A 22,135-nucleotide genomic window follows, 5' to 3' on the forward strand; every position below is an offset into this window, starting at 1 on the left:
AATTTATCAAAAGATCGCTAAGGCGATCTTTTTTATTTTTTCGAAAATTTTTTTTATACTTATACCTCAGCATACATCATTAGATTTTGCCATGTTATATTTGATACAAATTAAAAATAGCAGGAAGATGACAATGAAAAGTATCACTATCACTGTGGCTGTTCTGGCTGGAACTTTATTATCTGTGCAGATATATGCAGAAGGTTTATATTTTCAGCATAAAGATTGGGAGCTGGCTTGTGACAACACTGGCACATGTCGTGCCGCAGGCTATCAAACTGAAGATAATATGGATTCGCTGGCAAGCATTTTATTTACCAGAAAGGCGGGTGCATCTACACCAGTTACAGCTCAGGCTGCATTAATGATGTTTAAAGATGATGATGTCTACGAGATTAAAGGAAAAATCAAATTATTTATTAATGGAAAAGATTACGGCGTAATAAATTATTCTTCAAGCCAATCTAGTTATATTCTTAGTCAAACACAAACTCAGGCAATATTAAGGCATGCTGAAGGTTCACAAAATATAGAATTTCGTCATGCCTCAGGGATCAATACAGTATCGGATCAGGGATTAACCGCTATACTATTGAAAATGGACGAGTATCAACATCGTTTAGATACATCAGGTGCCTTGATTCGTAAAGGTAATGTTTCTGAAAAAAATGTATTGACAGCAAAACCATTAACTGTGATTTATGCAAAAAAATTACCAGATCAGGACAATCAAAGCTTTGAGCCTCACAGTCAAATTTATCAGAAATTAAAAATCAAATTATTGGCAGCTATATCAGATAAACAAGATTGTCCAGTACTGCTCGATGCAGATCGCTCTTTTGCAAGTGATAAAAAAATATATGTGTATGATTTGACGCCGAAAAAGGCATTAATTGAAAGTGTTTGCTGGACTGGTGCATATAATACAGGTTTTGGTTATTGGATAATCAATAAAGACTGGACAGGAGCAGCACAATTGGTTACTACAGATGCCAGTGGGTTGACAGATATAAGCGTGACATCTGCGCAAAAAGGTCGTGGTATTGGCGATTGCTGGAGTCAGGATGAATGGGTATGGAATGGTAAAAGTTTTATCCATGGCAGTAGTGCAACAACAGGTATGTGCCGAGGTTTTCCAGGAGGTGCATGGAAACTTAACACCATTTCAAGCGATATCAAATAGTCACTAAATTTACAAGTTTGTTTACAAATTAAACAAATTTTACTCAGTGTCATAAAATACTATGAATGACATCGTAAGATTCTAAATGTAGTGCTAAAAATTGATGTTAAACAGCCTAAAAGGAATACATGATGTCTGCAAGTTATGAAGTGACTCAGGCCAGCGATGGTCAATATAAATTTGTATTAAAAGCTGGAAATGGTGAAGTTATTTTATCCAGTGAATTGTATAAGGCCAAGGCTTCGGCGATGAATGGTATCGCTTCTGTACAAAATAATAGCAGCGATGACCATCGTTATGAGCGTTTGATTGCAAAAAATGGCAAACCTTATTTTAACCTAAAAGCAGCTAATCATCAGATTATCGGGACAAGTCAATTATATTCCAGTGAATCGGCTCGCGACAAAGGCGTTGAATCGGTAAAAAATAATGGTAAAACTGAAACTATTAAGGATTTAACGCTCTAAGTTTTATATCGCATAATATAAGTTCCAAACCAAATTCAGAATAAAACAGCAATATTTTCTGAATGATATATTGTGTTTTATTGACGAAATATTTAGTTATGACAAAGTTGATAATTACTCAGGGTCACCTAGACCCTGAGTAATCTGTATTATATGGAAAATAATAATTTTTTTCAGATTCTATCCATGTTATCTGCTTGATTGTGTAGACATGAAAACTTAAACTTGGCTTTTAATTTTTTAATTTTTAATTTGAGTTTTTTAAAATGTCTGAACAATTACCTGCATGTCCAAAATGCCAATCAGAATATACTTATCAGGATGCAGAAATGTTTATTTGCCCTGAGTGTGCACATGAGTGGGCAGAAGGCGAGAATCAATTGGAAGATGAACAAGTAAATATTCAGGATGCACATGGCAATATACTGAATGATGGTGATAGTGTAACGGTGATTAAAGATCTAAAAATTAAAGGATCATCACAGGTGGTAAAAGTGGGTACAAAAGTAAAAACTATCCGTCTATTGGCTGATGCAAGTGATGGTCATAATATTGATTGTAAAATTGATGGTATTGGCGCCATAAAACTTAAATCTGAATACGTTAAAAAGGCCTAAGAAATATTTATGTCTGCTGCTCCTCAGGTGCTGATTGATGCACAACAACAAATTCAAAATGATTTACAAGACACTTTAAATCATTTTGATCTTCCTTCTCCATTAAAAGAAGCAGTTTACCATGCCGTTATGCTTGGGGGAAAACGTATTCGTCCGGCACTATGTTATGGCGCAGCACAATTAAAATATTCTGTTATTCCCGCTGCCGCCAGACGTGCAGCAGTTGCTGTAGAACTAATCCATTGTTACTCCCTTACCCATGACGATTTGCCATGTATGGATGATGATGAATTACGCCGTGGACAGCCTACCTGTCATGTGCAATATGGGCAGGCTACGGCCTTGCTCGCCGGAGATATTTTGCAATCTATGGCATTTGAAGTATTAGGAAGCCGCTTATTTGCACATGGTGATGTTGCTGACCAAGCAATTACATTAAGACAAATGCAAATTTTAGCCACCGCCAGTTCTAAAATGGTGTGTGGTCAGGTGTTAGATCTTCAAGCAGAAGGCCGACAAATTAATCAGCAAGCATTAGAAAATGTTCACCGTAATAAAACTGGCGCATTAATTCAGGCAGCAATTATGCTTGGCGCAGTTACAGCTTATCCTGTCGGTGATCTGATTTTTACGCAGTTACGTCAATATGGACAGGCATTAGGTCTGGCCTTTCAAGTCCAGGACGATATTCTTGATATCACGTCAGAAACAGCAGTATTAGGCAAAACTGCAGGTAAAGATCAACAGGTGCAAAAATCAACTTATCCAGCATTAATGGGACTGCAATCGGCGCAGGATTATGCAACGCAATTACATCAGCAGGCTGAATCTGCTTTGGCGAGTATGCCAGCCAATACTCAAACTTTGGCACAGGTTACCGACTTTTTGTTACATCGCCAGAATTAAAAGCAATTTAACCGGTTTGATCAATCCGTGTACCAATTGTTTCCAGATGTAGTGGAAAGTCATTGGTTTTGCGATCTTTAAAATAATGTTCTAACGTTTTTTTCACGCTAGGAAATGCCAAATCTTCCCATGGAACATCTTGTTCCGTAAATAAGTGACATTCAATGGTTTCTTCACCAGCACCAAATTGACCATCAATCAAGTCAGCCTTAAATAACACGTAAATTTGCCCAATACGTGGAATGTTATACATGCAGTACAGTTGCCCAATGGCAATTTCTGCTTCGGCTTCTTCCCAGGTTTCTCTTGCAGCTCCTTCCTGCATGGTTTCAAATAACTCCATGTATCCTGCTGGCAGTGTCCATAGTCCATAGCGAGGTTCTATGGCACGACGACACAATAAAACCTTATCCTCCCAAATGACCAATGCGCCACAAATCACTTTGGGATTGACGTAATGAATCGTATTACACACTGTACATACTTCACGAGGAAGACTGTCGCCTAAAGGAATTTTGGTTTCGGTAGGATGACCACAATTGCTGCAAAAAGACATGAGATAAGATGAATTCGCTTGATCAAATTATAAGAGAGCATAGCGCAAAAAACTTTTCACTGCATCAGTAACTATGCTATAGAGTATATGTAGATGAAAAAATATGCAGAGGTAACAATGTCACTATTGTTGCAACCAGTACACATGCTTGGTGCATTACAGCAAAATTTATCTTTTCATCAGCAATGGCAGTTTGCTGATGCTGCTGTATTACTGGCAATTACTCAGGAAGAAAATCCACAAATTTTATTGACCAGACGTACTGCCCAAATGAGATTACATGCAGGAGAAGTTTCCTTACCGGGTGGAAAGCGTGAAATGAGTGATGAAAATAATATCGCGGTGGCTTTGCGTGAAGCACAGGAAGAAACTGCTTTAAATCCTAATGATGTGCAATTGTTGGGTGAATTACCGACACAAAAATCTCGTTCCGGAATACGGGTAAAACCGATCGTTGGCATTATTCCACCACGACTGGCATTAGTGCCACAACCCAGTGAAATTGATCGCATTTTTTTTATGCCTTTACAACAATTTATGCTTGCAGCTCCTGAGGCTTATCTCGTCAAGCATCAACAACAGGAATTTTATTTTCCCAGTATACATTTTGACAATGAAATTGTATGGGGATTAACGGCGCGTATTTTGGTATCTTTACTGGATCAAGGCTTGTGTTATCAAAAAGAATGGCCTTTTTTACTGAATACGCCTGAAACTTAAACCATACAGATAAGATTGAATGGCACGACATCAGTTAAAGTTATCGTGGGACATCATAAAAGTAAGGAGAAGAACATGTTATATCAATTAGGAAATTTTAAACCCAAAGCAAAGCATTGGCCATGGGAAGGTTGGGTTGCAGAAACTGCAACAGTTATTGGACATGTTGAATTGGGACAGGAAATCAGTGTCTGGTTTGGTGCTGTGATTCGTGCAGATAATGCTAAAATTAGTCTGGGTAACTATACGAATGTACAAGAAAATGCTGTATTACATACCGATGCAGGGATAGAAATGCAAATCGGTGATTATGTGACCATTGGTCATCAGGCAACATTGCATGGTTGCACGATTGGAAATAATACCCTGATTGGAATTAATGCAGTGATATTGAATCATGCGGTGATCGGTAAAAACTGTATTATTGGCGCCAATACCTTGATTCCTGAAGGCAAGATCATTCCAGACAATTCAGTGGTTATGGGAACACCAGGTAAAGTCGTCAAAGCGGTTGATGACGCCACCGTGGAAAAAATTAAACAAAGTGCAGCGCATTATGCAGCACACTACAAGCAGTTTAAAACTCAGCTAAAAGTTCACTATCTCGGCTAAAATTACTGTTAGTTTGGGTAGAGTAAGGTATGATAACGAGCTTGACGTTAACCTCCTGTAAATAACCTTATTCTGCCCATGTATATCCTTGCTTTAGAAACAGCAAATGAGCAATGTTCTGTTGCCATTACTGACGCTACTAAAACTTTATTGATTGAACAGCATCATGAAGCCCGCGCTCAAACACAACAAATCTTGCCAATGATCCAGCGAGCGATGCAGCAGACTGGTTTAAACTGGCAGCAAATCAGTGCGATTGCTTTTAGCCGAGGGCCGGGAGCGTTTAGTGGTGTCCGAATTAATGCAGCAGTCACGCAAGCGCTGGCATGGGCAAATGATTTACCAGTTATTGCTGTATCAACATTGCAGGCATTGGCACAACATGCTTATCGTGAAGCAGGTTTGACACAAGTAAGCGCAGTGATTGATGCACGTATGAATGAAGTCTATCTCGGTAATTTTACTTATACTGATGGAATCATGCAGGCTGTCACTGATGAGCAGTTACTGGATTATACAAATGCAAGCCAGCATGCCATATATCATGCTGTGGGTACGGGAGCAAAACTGATTCATCACGATTCAGATACAAAATTATGCTATGCGAATGCGCAAGATATTGCTGAAATTGCGCGAGTTGAATTTTCAAAAGGGGCAGTTGTCAGTCCAGAGCAGGCGTTACCTGTTTATTTACGTGACAATGCTTGGAAAAAAATCAGCGAACAAGGTAAATCTTAATTTTTTAGGCAGTTATTATGGATTTTTTACTCCTGCTCAAAGCCGTCATCATGGGGATTGTTGAGGGTATTACTGAGTTTCTCCCAATTTCCAGTACTGGCCATCTTATCTTGGCATCAGAATTGATGAATTTCTGGACAGCAGAAAAAAGTGCAGTATTTGTGGTTGCAATCCAGATGGGGGCAATTGCGGCAGTTATTTATGAATATTGGGCACGCTTATGGGGAGCAGCAACCGGCTTGTTTACTGGTGAAGCAAATGGTCGCAGACTGGCATTTAATCTAATTGTAGCATCCATTCCGATTGTGTTGGTCGGTGTTACTCTCGGTCAGCAAGTTAAGGAATTACTGTTTAATGATGTAGCCGTTGCATTAGGTCTGATCATTGGTGGTTTTATTATCATTTGGGTGGAGAAAAATCCACCCAAAGTCAATGCACAGGAAGTTGAAAATATCAGTTTTAAAGAAGCCATTTACATTGGTTTTATTCAGGTACTTTCCCTTATTCCTGGAACATCTCGTTCCGGAGCAACAATTATTGGTGCCATGATGTTGGGCATCTCACGTAAAGCAGCCACAGAATTTTCGTTCTTTTTAGGTATTCCGGTTATTATTGGGGCGGGTTTACTGGATTTGTGGCAAAGCCGCGAAGTCTTGCAAACCAGTCATGATTGGTTAGTTGTTGCAGTTGGTTTAATTACATCTTTTATTTCGGCATTAATTTTAATCCGTATATTAGTAGCTTATGTAGCCAAACGTGATTTTATGGTTTTTGCTTATTATCGTATTATTTCTGGTTTATTGATTTTACTGTTTGCCTTTACTGGCTGGAAACTGTGGTAAATGAGTGATCCTGAATTTAGCCTGTATGCCATACCACAACATGGTGTACTGGCTGAGCAATGGCACACACGATTAACTGAACTGAATATTCGGGTAGATTATCGGCAAGTTGATCAACTCAATGCACGTTTTTTACGATTAAATCCACAACTTTGTTTGCTGGTTGACGAGCTGGGATTATGGTTAGCTGCCAATGGCATGAAAATGCAACCGGCGTGGCATGAAGAAACACACCGCTTAAAACGTGCAAGTTTAAAAACTGAAATGATTGCCAGAGCCTGTCAAATTGGTAAAACAGTACATATCCTTGATGCTACAGCAGGTTTGGGACATGATGCTTTATTACTTGCATCAATGGGCGCAAATGTCACCATGCTGGAGCGACACCCAATTCTATTTTCCCTGTTACAATCAGCATTGCAACAAGCGTTACAACATCCATTTTTAGCAAGTATTGCGCAGCGAATATCACTGATTCAGGCTGATGCATCAGAATATCTACGTACCTTGTCAGATGAGCAATTTGATGTGATTTATCTCGATCCTATGTTTCCTACACGAGATGCCAATCAAAAACAGGAAAAAAAGCAGGCTCAAGTCAAAAAACAAATGCAACTATTACATCTATTATTACCTGAGGATGGGGTAATGGATCTTGGTGATCAATTATTGCCACTGGCACAAGGTAAAGCCACTCGGGTTGTGGTAAAACGTCCAAAACATGCAGTTTTTTTAAATCATCAACAACCTCAGCATCAATGGCAAGGCGAGGCATGTCGTTTTGATGCTTATTTTTAACTATTTTTTACAGTAGTTAATCGGAATTTTCATTATTAATTTGTTATTTGTGTCGTATTTCTCATTGTCAAAAAAATTAATACTTTTACACTATATAAGATTTTTGAACGACTAGTTTCATTTTTTATGATCGAGATTAAAGCCACGCCATCTTTCTGGCGAAATTTAAAAAATAACCAGATTGCTGGGATGTGGTTGTTTGTTGGATCTCGGCGTAGCTTAAAATGGGTTGCACCAACAGCATTGCAGCTCATTGTCTGGGTCATCGCAGGTTGTTTGGCCAATACTTTATTTAGCTGGCTGGTTTCAGGCGCACAAGGACATTTTAATGCACAAGGCTTGGTTAGCTATTTACTTTGGCCATTTCTGGCATTAATTGCAGGGGTATTTTTATCCCAGCGTATGGATCTACAGCGTGTGACGCTAGTACCGGCTTTACTTTGGGTCATTTTGGATGTGCATGTTGCTTTATTACAAAGCTTTTTGCAGTATTTAGGGACGATTGATCTACTGCCTGATTTTGCTTATAACATTTTGCCGAATTTATTTATGGTGTTGTTTGTCTGGCAAAGTGGTGCAGTCGTTTGGGTATTTTCCCGTGAGTTAAACTGGCCTTGGTGGGAGCGTGTGCTGATTCTGCTTACCACGTTGATTACTTTGGTCGTTTGGCAGGGCGTGGTTAAAAGTCAGCCGATCTGGAAGATTGAGGAGGTTCAGCCTACAATCACAGAAAAAGCCCTTTATGCGCAATCCGATTTACTTAACAGGGATCTACAGGCATTACAACCCAGTAATTTTATTGATACACAGTGGTATTTTCTGGGAATTGCCGGTGCAAGTTATCAAGATGTTTTCCGTTCGGAAGTAGAGCGCATTAAAGATCAGTTTGATATGCGTTTTGGTACAATTGGTCACTCAATGGCATTGATTAATAATGATGCCACATCCGAAACTTTACCAATGGCTACACATATCAGTATTGAGCGCTCATTAAAACGTATTGGTAGTTTAATCAATCGTGAGAATGATGTTGCCTTTATTTATATGACATCACATGGTTTACCGAATCAATTTGAACTTTCTGATGATCCTGTAGCGATGGATCCGATTGATCCAAAATGGTTAAGACAAACCTTGGATGCTGCTGGAATTCGCTGGCGTGTCATTGTCATCTCCTCCTGTTATTCAGGTAGTTTTATTCCCGTACTCAAATCTCCTGATACGCTGATTATTACTGCCTCAGCCGCAGATCGCAGTTCTTTTGGATGCAGTAATGAAGCTGACTATACCTATTTTGGACGCGCATTTTTTGATGAAGCCATGCGGGAAAATAATACGCTGGAAACCGCATTTCTACAGGCACAAAAAACTGTAGCGAAGTGGGAAAAAGCTCAAGGATTTGAGCCATCAGAACCTCAATGGGTGATTGGTGAAAATATGAAATTGATGTTGCCACAATTAGAACGCCAATTATTTCCACAAAAAACATTGGCCGTACCTGAATCCCCCTCTGTTTTTCTAGATACAGGGAAAAATACTGCGGCAGCATCTCAGCCCGTCAGTATAAAAGTGGCATTAGGAAACTAGGGGTTTCTGTTATAATCATACAAATTTTTGAAACAGCCAGGTGATTCATGTCCAAGCCTTATTTAATTGCACCATCTATTTTATCTGCTGATTTTGCCCGTTTGGGTGAGGAAGTTGAGAACGTCCTGGCGGCAGGGGCAGATGTTGTGCATTTTGATGTGATGGACAATCATTATGTACCGAATTTAACATTTGGTGCAGGGGTATGTAAGGCTCTAAAAAAATATGGGATTCAGGCGCCGATTGATGTGCATTTAATGGTCTCACCAGTTGATCGTTTAATTGGCGATTTTTTGGAAGCGGGTGCAGATATTATTACGTTCCATCCCGAAGCTTCTGAGCATATTGACCGCTCCTTACAACTGATTAAATCTGGTGGAGCAAAAGCAGGATTGGTATTTAATCCGGCAACACCATTGCATTATCTGGATTATGTCTTAGACAAAGTTGATCAAATTTTATTAATGAGTGTAAACCCCGGATTTGGTGGACAAAAATTTATTCCAAAGACATTGGATAAACTACGTGAAGCACGTAAGATTATTGATGCTAGTGGTCTGGATATTCGTCTGGAAGTGGATGGTGGTGTAACACCCGCAAACATTCGTGAAATTGCCGAAGCAGGTGCAGATATGTTTGTGGCAGGTTCAGCAATTTTTGGTAAACCGGACTATCAAGCAGTCATTAACGAAATGCGCAGTGAATTGATAAAAGTGGGTAGCCGTAGCGTTTAAAGCCAGCTTTTAGCAGTTTACTTTTATGGATTTTCGGTTAGTATTTTCAGCAATTTGTTATTTATCATTATGATTACACAGGAACATTATGGCTATTAAATCTGACCGTTGGATTCGGGAAATGAGTGAAAAACACGGCATGATCGAACCTTATGCACCGAATCAAATTCGCTTTAATGAGCATGGTGATAAGATCGTTTCTTATGGCGTATCCAGTTATGGTTATGATGTGCGCTGCGCACCGGAATTTAAGGTATTTACCAATGTGCATTCTGCCATTGTAGACCCAAAACATTTTGATGATAAAAGTTTTATTGATATTGAATCAGATGTTTGTATTATCCCACCTAACTCTTTTGCTTTGGCACGTACAGTTGAATATTTTCGTATTCCACGTAATGTATTAACGGTTTGTTTAGGTAAATCGACGTATGCCCGCTGTGGAATTATTGTCAATGTCACACCACTTGAGCCTGAATGGGAAGGTCATGTGACACTGGAATTCTCTAATACAACCAATTTACCCGCACGAATTTACGCTGGTGAAGGTGTGGCACAGATGCTATTTTTTGAATCTGATGAAGTATGTGAAACATCATATAAAGATCGAGGCGGAAAATATCAGGGACAAACTGGTGTAACCTTACCAAAAACCTGATGAAAACAGGTCTTAGATTATTAGATAAAATACAAAACGGATAAAGTGACCGAATCAGGTCACTTTTCTACATTAAAAAATGATAAAACCATACTTGATAAAAATTAAGCTATATTTAATCAATAGCAATATTAGCGAGAAAAATTGATATGTCTCATAGCAAAATTATCAAATTTATTTATATCATTTTAGGCAGTCTATGGGTTTATCAAGGCATTTTTCCTAAATTGATTTTCACCAGTCCAGATGAAATTGCAATTTGGCAGTGGGTTGGATTATCTGAATATCATGCCAAATTGGCAGGTCAGACTGGCGGTGTAATTGAGATTATTTTTGGTTTATTTTTAATCTTTTACCCGTTGAAAATTTTACATTATTTGAATATTTTGGGATTGTTGTTTCTACTGGTTTTGATGAGCTTGGTTATGCCTGATACGTTAATTCGTGCATTTAATCCAGTGGTGATGAATGTTGCCATGATCAGTTTATCTTGTATCGCCTTAATGCTATATCATGCAAAACAAAATAATTATTCCGAATAAATTTAGGTAATTTATGTAAAGATGGTTTTGTCTAGCAGATGATTTCAGGGTTTTTTATGAATTCAATACAACAAAAATGTGTGGTTATCACAGGAAGTACACGTGGTATTGGTTTAGGCTTGGCAAAAGCTTTTTTGAATCTGGGCTGGTCAGTGGTGATTTCTGCACGTAACTCAGAACGGTTGCAGCACACTATGGCACAACTTGCTGCACAATTTGATGATCGTATATTGGCTGGATATTGTTGCGATATGACACAAAAGTCGCAAGTACAGCAATTATGGAATACATCTGTACAGCAATTTGGACATATTGATGTGTGGATTAATAATGCAGGCAGTTGTCATCCCACTACGGCATTTGCTGATCTGTCTTCAGAAGAATTGTATCAGGTAATCAATACCAATATTTTAGGAACGATGTTAGGTTCTCAAGTTGCACTACAGGGAATGTTGCAACAAGGTTATGGACAAATTTTTAATATGGAAGGTTGGGGCAGTCGAGGAGAATGGAGTGCTGGTATGACAGCTTATTCCACAACTAAAAGGGCCGTGAGTTATTTCAGTCAGGGGCTATATAAAGAAAATAAACACGGGAAAATTTTAATCGGTACTTTAAGTCCCGGTATGGTAGCAACGGATTTATTAATTTCTTCGTGGAAAAATGGCAATCATGAAAATTGGCGTAGAATGAAGCGATTATTTAATTTTGTGATTGATCCTCCTGATGTGGTATGTACGTATTTGGCTCAACAAATTCATCATAATCAAAAAAATAATCGGCGCATTGTCTGGATGACGCCATGGCGATTATTGTTGAGATTTTTTCAACCTTATTACTGGCGTAGGAACGCTGTTAAAGGTACAGCATTGGATGATCTATAAATCAGTTGAATACAAAATTGGCTGTACACACAAGCATACAGCCAATCAAGATTTTAATGAAGCTTTGTAGATATTTTAGTTAAAACATCTTAATCAGGCATGAAATGAAGGTAATGGTTATTAGCAGCAAGTTCACTAAGCATTAATTTTTGCCAATAATTCGGTTTTATTGAGATGGCTTGCTTCGGTATCACGGCGACCTTTATATTCAAAAGTACCGGCATCGAGACCTTTCTCACCAATGACAATACGATGTGGAATACCTGTTAGTTCCAGATCAGAGAATTTGACACCGGGACGTTCATTCCGGTCATCCAGTAAGACATCGTAGCCTAATCCCTGTAGTTCAGCATATAAGTTTTCCGCAGCTTCAAGGGTACGTGGAGATTTGTGCGCATTCATTGGTACAATAGCAACATGGAAAGGGGCAATGGTTTTAGGCCAGATAATGCCTTTCTCGTCATAGTTTTGTTCAATGGCTGCAGCAACAACACGGGTTACACCAATGCCATAGCATCCCATAGTCACTGTAAGTGGTTTGCCGTCCTCTCCTAGTACAGTGCAACCAAGTGCTTCGGAGTATTTTTGTCCTAACTGGAAGATATGACCAACTTCGATACCTCGTTTGATTTGTAGAGTACCTTTGCCATCTGGAGATGGATCGCCTTCAACTACATTACGGAGATCATATACTTCGCTGAATTGAGCATCACGTTGCCAATTCACCCCTGTAGCATGTTTTTCAGCTTCATTTGCACCTGCAATAAAGTCTGATAATACTGCGGCTGCACGATCGACAATAACGGTTAAGCCTTTTTCAAGCAGTCCTTGTGGGCCAATATAGCCAGGATTTAAACCATAAGTTGCCAGTTGTTCTTCTGTTGCAAAGTTTAATGGTGCGGCAATTTGAGGGTGTTTTTCTGCCTTGATTTCATTAAGTTCGTGGTCACCACGTAGGAATAACGCAATGACAGGGATTTGACCGTCTTCAGTTGCAATGCCTTGTACCAGAAGTGCTTTGACCGATTGCTCAGCATTTACTTTTAAATAAGTACATACATCGGCAATGGTTTTGCAGTTTGGTGTATTCACAAGTTGTAAATCTTGTGTTGGAGCAATACGTTCACCAACTTGTACAGCTTCTGCCATTTCTACATTGGCGGCGTAATCGGATTCTGTTGAGAATGCAATATCATCTTCGCCACTGGATGCCAATACATGAAACTCATGTGAACCAGAACCGCCGATTGAACCCGTATCGGCTTGTACTGGACGAAAATCTAAGCCCAGACGATTAAAAATATTGCTATAGGTTTGATACATGACATCATAAGTTTCCTGCAATGATTGTTGATTTGCATGGAAAGAGTAGGCGTCTTTCATGATAAATTCACGAGAACGCATAACGCCAAAACGTGGGCGTACTTCATCACGGAATTTGGTTTGAATTTGATAAAAATTAACAGGTAATTGTTTATAACTTTTTAATTCATTACGTGCCAGATCAGTGATGACTTCTTCATGAGTCGGGCCAAGAACAAAAGGATTATCATGGCGATCTTTAAAACGTAGAAGTTCTGGACCATAGTGTTGATAACGGCCAGATTCTTCCCAGAGCGCGGCAGGTTGTGTAACTGGCATAAATACTTCCAGTGCGCCAGACTTATTCATTTCTTCGCGAACAATCGCTTCAACTTTATTTAAAACACGAACACCCATGGGTAACCAAGTGTATAAACCTGAAGCAAGTTTACGAATCATACCTGCCCGTAACATGAGCTGATGTGAAATAACTTCAGCATCGTTTGGCGTTTCTCTTAACGTTGCAAATAAAAAACGGCTCGCACGCATGGAAAGTGTCCTAATACAAAAATTTAAAAACAGGAATTTCCACATTTATAAACAGTGTGGAAAAAGATAAATGCTGCTTATGATAAGACTTTTCGCATAAGCCTTAAACCAAAATTTTTAAAATCATCCAAATATGTAAATACTACTGGCACCACAATCAACGTTAACAGGGTAGAAGTGATTACTCCACCGATAACAGCATGTGCCATAGGAGCACTTTGTTCACCACTATCCCCAAGACCCAAAGCCAGAGGAACCATTCCCATAACCATAGCACTGCTCGTCATCAGGATTGGACGTAAGCGATTTTTTCCTGCCTGTAAAATTGCATCTTGCCGGGAAATTCCTTGTTCCATAGCTTTTTTAATAAAATCAATCAGTAAAATGGCATTTTTGGTGACTAATCCCATCAACATAATAATGCCAATAATGGAAAAGAGGTTAAGGGTGCTACGAAATAAAAATAATGCCAGAAATACACCGATCAGGGATAAAGGTAAAGAGGCCATAATCGCAGCCGGGTGGATAAAACTGTTAAATTGTGAACCTAAAACAATATAAATAAAAATAATGGATAACCCAATCGCAACAAGGGCATAGCCTGCGGATTCAGCCATGTCGGCATTGGCCCCTTGTGTTGAAAAACTATATCCAGCAGGTAACTTGAAGTTTTGTTGTAATTTTTCAATATCCTGACCAATATCACCTGCTGGTCGTCCAGAAGTGTTGGCTTCAATTAGGATTTCCCGGGTAAGATCACGGCGGTTAATCTGAGACGCACTCATGGTTTGTTGCATATTGGCAACGGCAGAGATTGGAATGAGTCCAATATCGGATGATGTTGGTGTGGTACCATTAAAATATAGTGCATTTAAATCTGCTGGAGACACCCGATCTTTGGCAGCCAGACGGACATTAACATCATAATTTTCACCTTGTTCATCTTCCCATGAAGTGACATTATCGCCAGCAATTAAAGCACGTAAACTGGTGGCAATTTGATTGACTGATAAACCTAATGCATTGGCAAGTTGTCGATCAATTTCCAAGCTTAAAGTTGGTCTTGGTTTACCCAGTGAACTTTCCAAATCAACCAGACCTTTAATGGCGTGCATCTCCTGCATTAAACGATCAGAAATTTTTTGTAATTCATCTAGATCCGGACCTTTGATGGAAATCATGATGGGTTTCATGCCACCTGAAACGGTTTCATCTGCAGAAGCGACAGAACTTAAAGTAATACCCGCTACATAAAGTAAACGCTGTCGGATTTGATTACTAATTTCTTGTAATGATTGTGTTCGCTCATGACGTGGAGTGAGTTGAACATAAAGCGAAGCATGATTTTTTCCCTGATAGTTCGTTGAGTTAATCACCGCATAACTATCCTGAATATTTGGCATTTGTTTTAGAATGGCTTGAACCTGCTTGACTTTGGCAGCGGTATAATGCAGTGATGCATCTTCAGTGGTTTCAAACTTAACGCGTATAGCACCTTTATCGGCAACAGGGACAAATTCGGTACCAATCAAGTTGGAAAGCCCCAGCGCAGCCAGCAAGGAAATAATGGCAATGGCTAAAGTGAGTAAACGAAAACGTAATGCCCAGCTTAAGGCTTTTTCATAAACATGATTGAGGCGATCCAGTTGATGTGAGGTCCAGTGAAAAAAGCGTTGTAAGCGATTCGGGTTTTGTTGCTGTTTGTTTTTTTCAGCCCAGTGTGCCGAGAGCATGGGATCAAGGGTAAAGCTAACAAACATGGACAATAAAACTGCAACACTGACTGTCACACCAAATTGATAAAAAAAACGTCCAATGATGCCATCCATGAACGCAACAGGCAAAAAGACTGCGACAATCGTTAGGGTTGTAGCCAGTACGGCAAGTCCAATTTCCTTGGTTCCATCCAATGCCGCAGTCACATGATCTTTTCCTAATTCTGCATGACGGACAATATTTTCCCGCACCACAATGGCATCATCAATGAGTAAACCAATACTTAAAGACAGTGCCAGTAAGGTCATCATATTAATACTGAAACCCAATGCCCAAATTACAGTTAAGGTTCCTAATAGTGAAATTGGTAAAGTCAGGCCGGTAATAATGGTTGAACGAATGGAGCCGAGAAATAGTAAAACAATAACAACAGCAAGAATTGCACCTTCGATAATCGTGCGGGAAACATCTTTGATCGAACCCCGAATTCCTTGTGAAGCATCAGTTACAATGCTTAATTTGGTACCTTCAGGTAGTTGTTGATCAAGTTGTTGAAATCGTGAATTCAAGGCATCGACGACTTGAATGATATTGGCATCTGAATTACGCAAAATATCAATTGAAAGTGCAGTTTTTCCATTAAATATTGCACTGCTTTCGGCTTCTTCTTGATCATCAATAATATCTGCAACTTGTCCGAGGTGAATTGCAACACCTGCCCGATTTGCAACAATCAATTGATTAAAATCTTTTAAATTACGAATTTTTCCCTGAATTTCTACCACAAAATCTCGTTGCGAATTGGTGAGTGTTCCTGCTGGGATTTGTACATTTTCATTTTTTAATGCAGAAATGACTTCATTAATACCAACGCCGTAGCTTTGTAACTTCATTGGTTGAATGTTGATTCGGATCTGTCGTTTGGTTTGTCCTAACACATCAACACGTCCAACCCCTGCTACCGTGCGCAATTGCGGTAACATGCGTTGATCAACAAAGTCACTGAGCTGTTTTAAATCCAGTCGAGATGATTCTACGACTACAGACATGACGGGTGTTGCTTGAGGGTTATACCGTTCGATAATTGGCTCATCAATATCATCACGAAATTGTGCACTCACGGGTGCAATTTTGTCACGGATATCCTGTGCGGCTACAGCTGAATCTACATCAAGATTGAATTCGGCAATTACTGTGGACAAACCTTGACTAGAGGTAGAGATAATCTGTTTTAAACCGGAAATGGTATTAATTTGATCCTCAATTTTTTTACTAATTTCGCTTTCTACCACTTCTGGTGAAGCACCAGCATAGGTGGTATGTACGACGACAAAAGGAAAGTCTATATCTGGAAATTCTTCAATATGCATACGTTGCCATGATGCAATGCCCAAAACGAGAAAACTTAACATCATCATGATGGTAAACACAGGATATTTTACGCTAATTCTGGTTAACCACATTTTGGTGTCTTCCTTATTGTTGTTGGTGAGTACATATTTACAATTTTGTCAGCTTGGATCAGGATTGAATCTTGACGGCACGGTTTTGATCTTGCTCATTAAATTTGATGAGGCTGACATTGTCTTTATCATTTAAACCGCTGATTAATGCTTGTTCCTGTTGAGCATCTATTTGTAAGACACTGATATTTATTTTTTGTAGATGCTGATTGCGAATGACCCAGACAAAAGGTTTTTCTTGCAGATTTTGTATGGCACGTGTTGGAATTAATAATCCCTGTTGTGGACTATCTTGAATGATTTGCCCTTCAATAAATGCTCCAATACTTTGTGTATTTAATGGTTGTATAGGTTCTGCAAAAAATTCAAAATTACGGCTTGCTGTTTGACTAACAGGTGAAATTCGGGTGATTTTGGCTTGATATTGGCGAGAATTTCCTTGAATTTTAAATTGAATCAATTGACCAATGCGGATTTTTTGTTGTTCACTGGCAGATAGTGTGGCCTTAATTTGTAAACGTTCAGGATTAACTATTTCAAAAATGGTTTGTCCTGCGGCAATGGTTTGCCCAATATCAATTTGTTTTAAACTGATTTGTCCATCAAAAGGGCTTTTGATTACGGTGTCTTGAGCTGCTTTTTGTGCGATATTGACATTAGCTTGTTGTGCATGAACATTTTCTTGTTGTGTACGGTAATCTACCTGACTTTGCAGGTATTCAACCTGTGCAATAAAGCCTTGCTGATATAGGCGCTGTTTGCGTAGCATAATGGAACGATTTAGCTCAGCTTGCGCTTGTGCTGATGCAAGATTCGCTTGTGCTTGTGCAAGACGGGCAGTATTATCCTGAGAATTAAGTATGGCTAAGATTTGTCCTTTTTTGACAGTTTTACCTACATCTGTCTTCACTTGTATCACTGTTGCAGTGATTTGTGCTTGTATACTGGTTTGCTGTGCAGAATCTATACTGCCGGTAAAAGCTGTGAACTGCTGTAAATAGCCACTTCTTACTTGAATAATATCTTCTGGAATAATTTCCAGCGCTGTCTGTTGTGCCTGATGGTTTTGTGGATCAGGTTGTTGTTTTTGACACGCGGATAAGAAGATTACCATACTGTACAATACAGCAAGGCATAGTGGTCTTGTTTTAATTTTTGTTGGCATAAAGCAAATCATAGAGATTGTTGAATAGTTTGCAACTATATGGATTATTCTAGGCGTTGTAAACGTTGAATAATGTTATCGTAAAATTGAGTTTGTTGAATCAGATTTTGCTTTAGTTGCTCAATTACCTGACGAACACTTTGAGTGTAGGCATGATTTAGCTCCAGTTTTTGTTTTATTTCAGTAGATACTTTTTCACCATTACGCACGTATCCTGCTTGTTGCCGTAAAAGCTGTGCACGTTGTATTTGTAGATTATGCATTTGCTGATATTGTTGACTAAGCTGTTTTTGTATATTTCCAATACTTTCTTGTTTTTTTTGTTTGGCATGGCTAACGTTATGATAAGCTCGCTTGAGCTGTAAATCCTGTTGCTGTTGTCTGGATTGTGCAGCTCGTGCTGGCGCTTGTTTTAGATCTTTTTCAACGTGATAGGCAGGAACGTGCTTGATAAGATTCATATTGTGATCAAGTACATCATAGCCTCGCCGGATATGTTGTTGTGTAACACTTTTACTTACGGTTACAACACCAGCATTGTCATAATAACGATAATAAGCTGGTTGTGTAGCATGACTGATATTTAATGTAGCGAAAAATAATATCGCCAATCCAGCGATCAAATCAAGTTTGCATATTTGTGCTAATTTACTGCTATAACATACCAATCTTTGTAAAAGTAAATAAAGTAACATTGTCACGTATTCTATTTGTAAACTTTATGAGGGAATTGTGATCTTTAATTCATATTTTGGCAAGAGACTAAGGATCTAAATTCATATTTTTTTTATGGTTTTTATCAGTGTAATTGTAGTTATTGAATACTACAAATTGATCGAAAAATGATTAATACAATAGCATAATCATCTTAAGGACTTCTTGCGAAAGTGTACATTATGTTTTGATATCCCTTACAGAAGTTGATAGACATAATATCGCAAGAAATCCTAATAAAATTAATTGTCTTTAATCCATGTTTGGCTACGGCCAATGGCTTCGACTCCAACATAACCTCGCATAGTAATACGCGTACCATTTGGATTCACTCTGAGTGTGCTTTTATATAGTTTTCCGGACAATGGATCAAGGATTGTACCACCAGCATATTCAGATGGGTTTTTGGCAGAGGCTTTCATATCTTGTAATATGGTCAATCCCAGAATAGGTTTATTTTTTAAATGACCTGTACATTGATCACAAATGGTTTTAGGTGTATAGCCAGGACGGGGAATGACTTCGATAATTTTACCTGAATATGTATTATTGGCTTCTTTTCTAATTTCGACGATACCTTTGCTAAAACCTGTTTTATCATCAATTGTTCGCCATTTACCACTGATATCGATGTTGGCAAATACTGGAAATGAAACGGTAACTAGTGTTGTATATAATAAAAAAAGATTGAAATTTTTCATGATTTTCATCCTGAATAGCATGGATTAAAGACAGTTGAATTGGCAAAGGATTATATTTTTCTTGCCTTGATTACTGCGATGAAAATAAATAATAGACTGCTGGCAGCCAGATTGAAGTTAAAATGGCATTAATTGCCATTCCTAGGGCAGCATAACGACCAGCAATAATACCACGTTGCCAAGCCTGTGCAGTACCGATTGCATGTGCAGCCAGACCAATAGCAAGTCCAGAAGCACGTTCATCATTAATATTGCGCAGAATAATAGAGGAAAATGCAGCACCAATTACACCTGAAACAATCACGATCAAAGTGACTAATGCAGGTGGTGAATGCAGTAATTCTGCAATATTTAATGCGACAGGTGTGGTTAATGCACGAGTAGCAAAAGCCATAATAGTTGGTTCTGAGAGGTGTAACAAATAAGCCAACCCCATCGGTAATGCCACACCGATTACGCTGGCAAAAACTAAAATACCACATAATGGTTTTAAGGGTAAATCATCCAGTCGTATTGCTGCTAGAGGAATCGCTAAAGCAACAGTTACATAGCCGAGTAAATGACCAAATAGCGGGTGTATACGCTGCATATATTGTTCATATTGCCATGCGCATGCCCATAAAATTACAACTACCCAAATCATCGAAAATACAATTACAGGAATTCGAGGAACATGCTTTGAGCAAAATTTACCTAAAATATAGGCCAATAAGGTGATGAAAAAACCCAATAATAGCTGTGCAGTATCCGGAAGTTGATGAATCATATTGAGGACATCCTTGTCTTTATAACCAGCGTTTAGCCATTTTTGCATATAACCATAATGGTATCAGCGTACAGAAAAATAGAATGAAAACAATTGCGGGAAGCTCAGTGCCTAAAGTGGCCAGCATAATCACCGAACCTGCTGAAACAGGCAAAAAAGCAAAGGCACTTTCTTTCATGATTTTTGCATTGGCATCAATTAGTCGGCGAGGTAATGCGCTGACTTTTCTCCAAGTAATCAGAAGTATCAGGAAAAAAAATAGTCCAGCTAAATTTCCCAGTTCGGGGTGATTAAATTTTTCCATGATCCAGACCGAGCTTTCACGAACCAGAACAATTAAGATTGCTGTCAATAATAGTGCGATCCAGTCGATTTTTTCCTGCATTTCGATCACCTGTTTATGTTTATGATATGGATCAGTGTTGAAAAATTCATATCAGCACTGATTTTTATTCAAAACTGTCCATTTGTACTTTAAATTGTTGTGCTTGTTCACCCAGAATACTGTCCAGATCAAAATGATTTTGACGAATCATTTGAACAAGTTTATCCGCAGAAATACGAACATCAACAATGTGTTGACCTTGATCGTCATAATGTTCTGATCGAATCACCTGTAGGTGATGAAGTTGGCTATGCAACTTGCCATGCCTAGGATGTAGGCACAGGGTGAAGTGTTGTAGCTGCCCAAGCAAAGCTTCCTGTACGGCCTGATGCAAAAGGGGTAAGCCTTGGCCGGTATGAGCGGAAACATAAACACGATCGGGTAGATCTGGCTCGGAATATATGATTTTAGCCTGATCTTTGGAAAGGTCAATCTTGTTATAGACTTTTAAAATCGGAATGTCTGCGCCTATATCTTGTAATACCTCTTCAACTGCAGCGATTTGTTCCATCATTTCTGGGCTGCTGGCATCGATAACATGCAGTAAAAGAGTTGCCTGCAAGGTTTCTTCTAGTGTTGCACGGAATGAATCAACCAAGGCATGATTAAGATTTTTAATAAATCCGACTGTATCTGCCAGCACTACTGTTCCTACACCTGACCACGCAACTCGTCTTAACGTTGGATCTAAGGTAGCAAAAAGTTGGTTAGCCGCATAAACATCACTGTCTGCCAGAATATTAAAAAGAGTTGATTTCCCTGCATTGGTATATCCAACCAAAGATACAGTAGGAACCTCAGCCTTTTGCCGCGCGGCACGACCTTGTTGCCGTGTTTGTCTGACTTTGTCAATTTTCTCCTTGAGTTGAGTCATACGTAGACGAATCAAACGACGGTCAGTTTCCAGTTGGGTTTCACCTGGCCCACGTAAACCAATTCCACCTTTTTGTTGCTCCATATTGCCCCATCCACGAATCAGACGTGTAGACAGGTGTTTTAATTGTGCCAGCTCTACCTGTAATTTTCCTTCATGGGTACGGGCACGCTGTGCAAAAATATCTAGAATCAATCCAGTACGATCAATCACACGGCATTTTAGAATTTTTTCGAGATTACGTTCCTGTGCAGGGGAAAGGCTGTGGTCAAAAATGGCCAGTTGAATCTCATGTTCTGCAATTAACGCTGCAATTTCATCTGCTTTACCTGAACCAATAAAATATTTTGCATCTGGTCTTTGTCGTTGATGATGTAAATGTTGAATAATTTGCGCACCTGCCGATTGAGCTAGAAGATAAAATTCATCTGAATCATGATTGGTGAGGATTTGAACACTTACACTGATTAAAATGGCTGGTTCACCATCCTGATGATGGGATATAAATTCCACGCAGTAATATTCTCCGATAACAAGATTGTGCAGTTTAACGACTTACGCATCAAAAGGCGTGATTAATCCATGTAATTAATGATAATAAAGCTATTAAGCGTAAAGCTCATGTTAGGGCTTGGACAAAGATTAAAAATAGATTA

At 39.0% G+C, this 22,135-nt stretch carries 23 protein-coding genes; 14 read left to right on the forward strand and 9 right to left on the reverse strand.

The annotated features are described in order from the left end of the window. The first annotated feature begins 133 nt into the window (after positions 1–133). From F4V57_RS11420 to F4V57_RS11435, 4 genes are all read left to right on the forward strand, one after another. Positions 134–1,183, forward strand: a complete 1,050-nt coding sequence (locus F4V57_RS11420) for a DUF1176 domain-containing protein (RefSeq protein ID WP_070068408.1) — start codon at positions 134–136, stop codon at positions 1,181–1,183. Positions 1,184–1,314: 131 nt separating this feature from the next. After that, positions 1,315–1,650, forward strand: a complete 336-nt coding sequence (locus tag F4V57_RS11425) for a YegP family protein (RefSeq protein ID WP_070068407.1) — start codon at positions 1,315–1,317, stop codon at positions 1,648–1,650. A 266-nt stretch (positions 1,651–1,916) separates the two neighbouring features. Continuing rightward, the gene (locus tag F4V57_RS11430; RefSeq protein ID WP_070068406.1) at positions 1,917–2,267 is read left to right on the forward strand and encodes a zinc ribbon domain-containing protein YjdM; all 351 of its coding nucleotides are present in this window, start codon (positions 1,917–1,919) and stop codon (positions 2,265–2,267) included. Between the two features lie 9 nt (positions 2,268–2,276). Next, complete coding sequence (locus F4V57_RS11435) at positions 2,277–3,173, forward strand: polyprenyl synthetase family protein (protein ID WP_070068405.1); 897 nt, start codon at positions 2,277–2,279, stop codon at positions 3,171–3,173. A 7-nt stretch (positions 3,174–3,180) separates the two neighbouring features. On the opposite strand, the gene F4V57_RS11440 is transcribed toward F4V57_RS11435, so the two are convergent. Next, a complete protein-coding gene (locus F4V57_RS11440) occupies positions 3,181–3,729 on the reverse strand; it encodes an NUDIX hydrolase (RefSeq protein ID WP_070068404.1) in 549 nt (182 codons plus the stop codon). Positions 3,730–3,846: 117 nt separating this feature from the next. Between F4V57_RS11440 and F4V57_RS11445 the strand changes: the two genes are divergently transcribed. The 10 genes from F4V57_RS11445 to F4V57_RS11490 all read left to right on the forward strand — a co-directional run bounded on the left by F4V57_RS11445 (position 3,847) and on the right by F4V57_RS11490 (position 11,844). Continuing rightward, positions 3,847–4,449, forward strand: a complete 603-nt coding sequence (locus F4V57_RS11445) for a CoA pyrophosphatase (protein WP_070068592.1) — start codon at positions 3,847–3,849, stop codon at positions 4,447–4,449. 75 nt (positions 4,450–4,524) lie between these two features. Then, positions 4,525–5,061, forward strand: coding sequence for a gamma carbonic anhydrase family protein (locus tag F4V57_RS11450; protein ID WP_070068403.1), 537 nt, complete (start codon positions 4,525–4,527; stop codon positions 5,059–5,061). Positions 5,062–5,139: 78 nt separating this feature from the next. Beyond that, a complete protein-coding gene (gene tsaB, locus F4V57_RS11455; protein ID WP_070068402.1) occupies positions 5,140–5,799 on the forward strand; it encodes a tRNA (adenosine(37)-N6)-threonylcarbamoyltransferase complex dimerization subunit type 1 TsaB in 660 nt (219 codons plus the stop codon). A 17-nt stretch (positions 5,800–5,816) separates the two neighbouring features. Next, positions 5,817–6,641 carry an undecaprenyl-diphosphate phosphatase gene (locus F4V57_RS11460; RefSeq protein WP_070068401.1) on the forward strand — a complete coding sequence of 275 codons (825 nt, stop codon included), beginning with the start codon at positions 5,817–5,819 and terminating at the stop codon, positions 6,639–6,641. Further along, positions 6,642–7,439, forward strand: a complete 798-nt coding sequence (locus F4V57_RS11465) for a class I SAM-dependent methyltransferase (protein ID WP_070068400.1) — start codon at positions 6,642–6,644, stop codon at positions 7,437–7,439. A gap of 126 nt (positions 7,440–7,565) precedes the next feature. Next, positions 7,566–9,026 (forward strand): C13 family peptidase, encoded by a 1,461-nt coding sequence (locus F4V57_RS11470; RefSeq protein WP_070068399.1) that lies wholly within the window; start codon positions 7,566–7,568, stop codon positions 9,024–9,026. Positions 9,027–9,073: 47 nt separating this feature from the next. Continuing rightward, on the forward strand, positions 9,074–9,760 hold the full coding sequence (gene rpe / locus F4V57_RS11475; protein ID WP_070068398.1) for a ribulose-phosphate 3-epimerase: 687 nt from the start codon (positions 9,074–9,076) through the stop codon (positions 9,758–9,760). 88 nt (positions 9,761–9,848) lie between these two features. Next, positions 9,849–10,418, forward strand: coding sequence for a dCTP deaminase (dcd, locus tag F4V57_RS11480; RefSeq protein ID WP_070068397.1), 570 nt, complete (start codon positions 9,849–9,851; stop codon positions 10,416–10,418). A 149-nt stretch (positions 10,419–10,567) separates the two neighbouring features. Continuing rightward, the gene (locus F4V57_RS11485) at positions 10,568–10,960 is read left to right on the forward strand and encodes a DoxX-like family protein (protein WP_070068396.1); all 393 of its coding nucleotides are present in this window, start codon (positions 10,568–10,570) and stop codon (positions 10,958–10,960) included. Between the two features lie 56 nt (positions 10,961–11,016). Then, positions 11,017–11,844, forward strand: coding sequence for an SDR family NAD(P)-dependent oxidoreductase (locus F4V57_RS11490; protein WP_070068395.1), 828 nt, complete (start codon positions 11,017–11,019; stop codon positions 11,842–11,844). 135 nt (positions 11,845–11,979) lie between these two features. On the opposite strand, the gene F4V57_RS11495 is transcribed toward F4V57_RS11490, so the two are convergent. The 8 genes from F4V57_RS11495 to hflX all read right to left on the reverse strand — a co-directional run bounded on the left by F4V57_RS11495 (position 11,980) and on the right by hflX (position 21,992). After that, positions 11,980–13,695: a proline--tRNA ligase gene (locus F4V57_RS11495; protein WP_070068394.1), complete on the reverse strand. Its 1,716-nt coding sequence runs from the start codon at positions 13,693–13,695 to the stop codon at positions 11,980–11,982. A gap of 77 nt (positions 13,696–13,772) precedes the next feature. Beyond that, the gene (locus tag F4V57_RS11500; RefSeq protein ID WP_070068393.1) at positions 13,773–16,874 is read right to left on the reverse strand and encodes an efflux RND transporter permease subunit; all 3,102 of its coding nucleotides are present in this window, start codon (positions 16,872–16,874) and stop codon (positions 13,773–13,775) included. A gap of 58 nt (positions 16,875–16,932) precedes the next feature. Then, the gene (locus tag F4V57_RS11505) at positions 16,933–18,039 is read right to left on the reverse strand and encodes an efflux RND transporter periplasmic adaptor subunit (protein ID WP_070068392.1); all 1,107 of its coding nucleotides are present in this window, start codon (positions 18,037–18,039) and stop codon (positions 16,933–16,935) included. A gap of 44 nt (positions 18,040–18,083) precedes the next feature. Beyond that, complete coding sequence (locus F4V57_RS11510; protein WP_070068391.1) at positions 18,084–18,734, reverse strand: hypothetical protein; 651 nt, start codon at positions 18,732–18,734, stop codon at positions 18,084–18,086. A 261-nt stretch (positions 18,735–18,995) separates the two neighbouring features. Then, positions 18,996–19,454: a DUF2147 domain-containing protein gene (locus tag F4V57_RS11515; RefSeq protein ID WP_070068390.1), complete on the reverse strand. Its 459-nt coding sequence runs from the start codon at positions 19,452–19,454 to the stop codon at positions 18,996–18,998. Between the two features lie 70 nt (positions 19,455–19,524). Then, the gene (locus F4V57_RS11520; protein ID WP_070068389.1) at positions 19,525–20,220 is read right to left on the reverse strand and encodes an LrgB family protein; all 696 of its coding nucleotides are present in this window, start codon (positions 20,218–20,220) and stop codon (positions 19,525–19,527) included. Positions 20,221–20,239: 19 nt separating this feature from the next. After that, on the reverse strand, positions 20,240–20,611 hold the full coding sequence (locus F4V57_RS11525) for a hypothetical protein (protein ID WP_070068591.1): 372 nt from the start codon (positions 20,609–20,611) through the stop codon (positions 20,240–20,242). 58 nt (positions 20,612–20,669) lie between these two features. After that, a complete protein-coding gene (gene hflX, locus F4V57_RS11530) occupies positions 20,670–21,992 on the reverse strand; it encodes a ribosome rescue GTPase HflX (protein WP_070068388.1) in 1,323 nt (440 codons plus the stop codon). Between the last annotated feature and the right edge of the window lie 143 nt (positions 21,993–22,135).

The organism is Acinetobacter qingfengensis, from assembly GCF_008693185.1.
Taxonomy (GTDB): Bacteria; Pseudomonadota; Gammaproteobacteria; order Pseudomonadales; family Moraxellaceae; genus Acinetobacter; species Acinetobacter qingfengensis.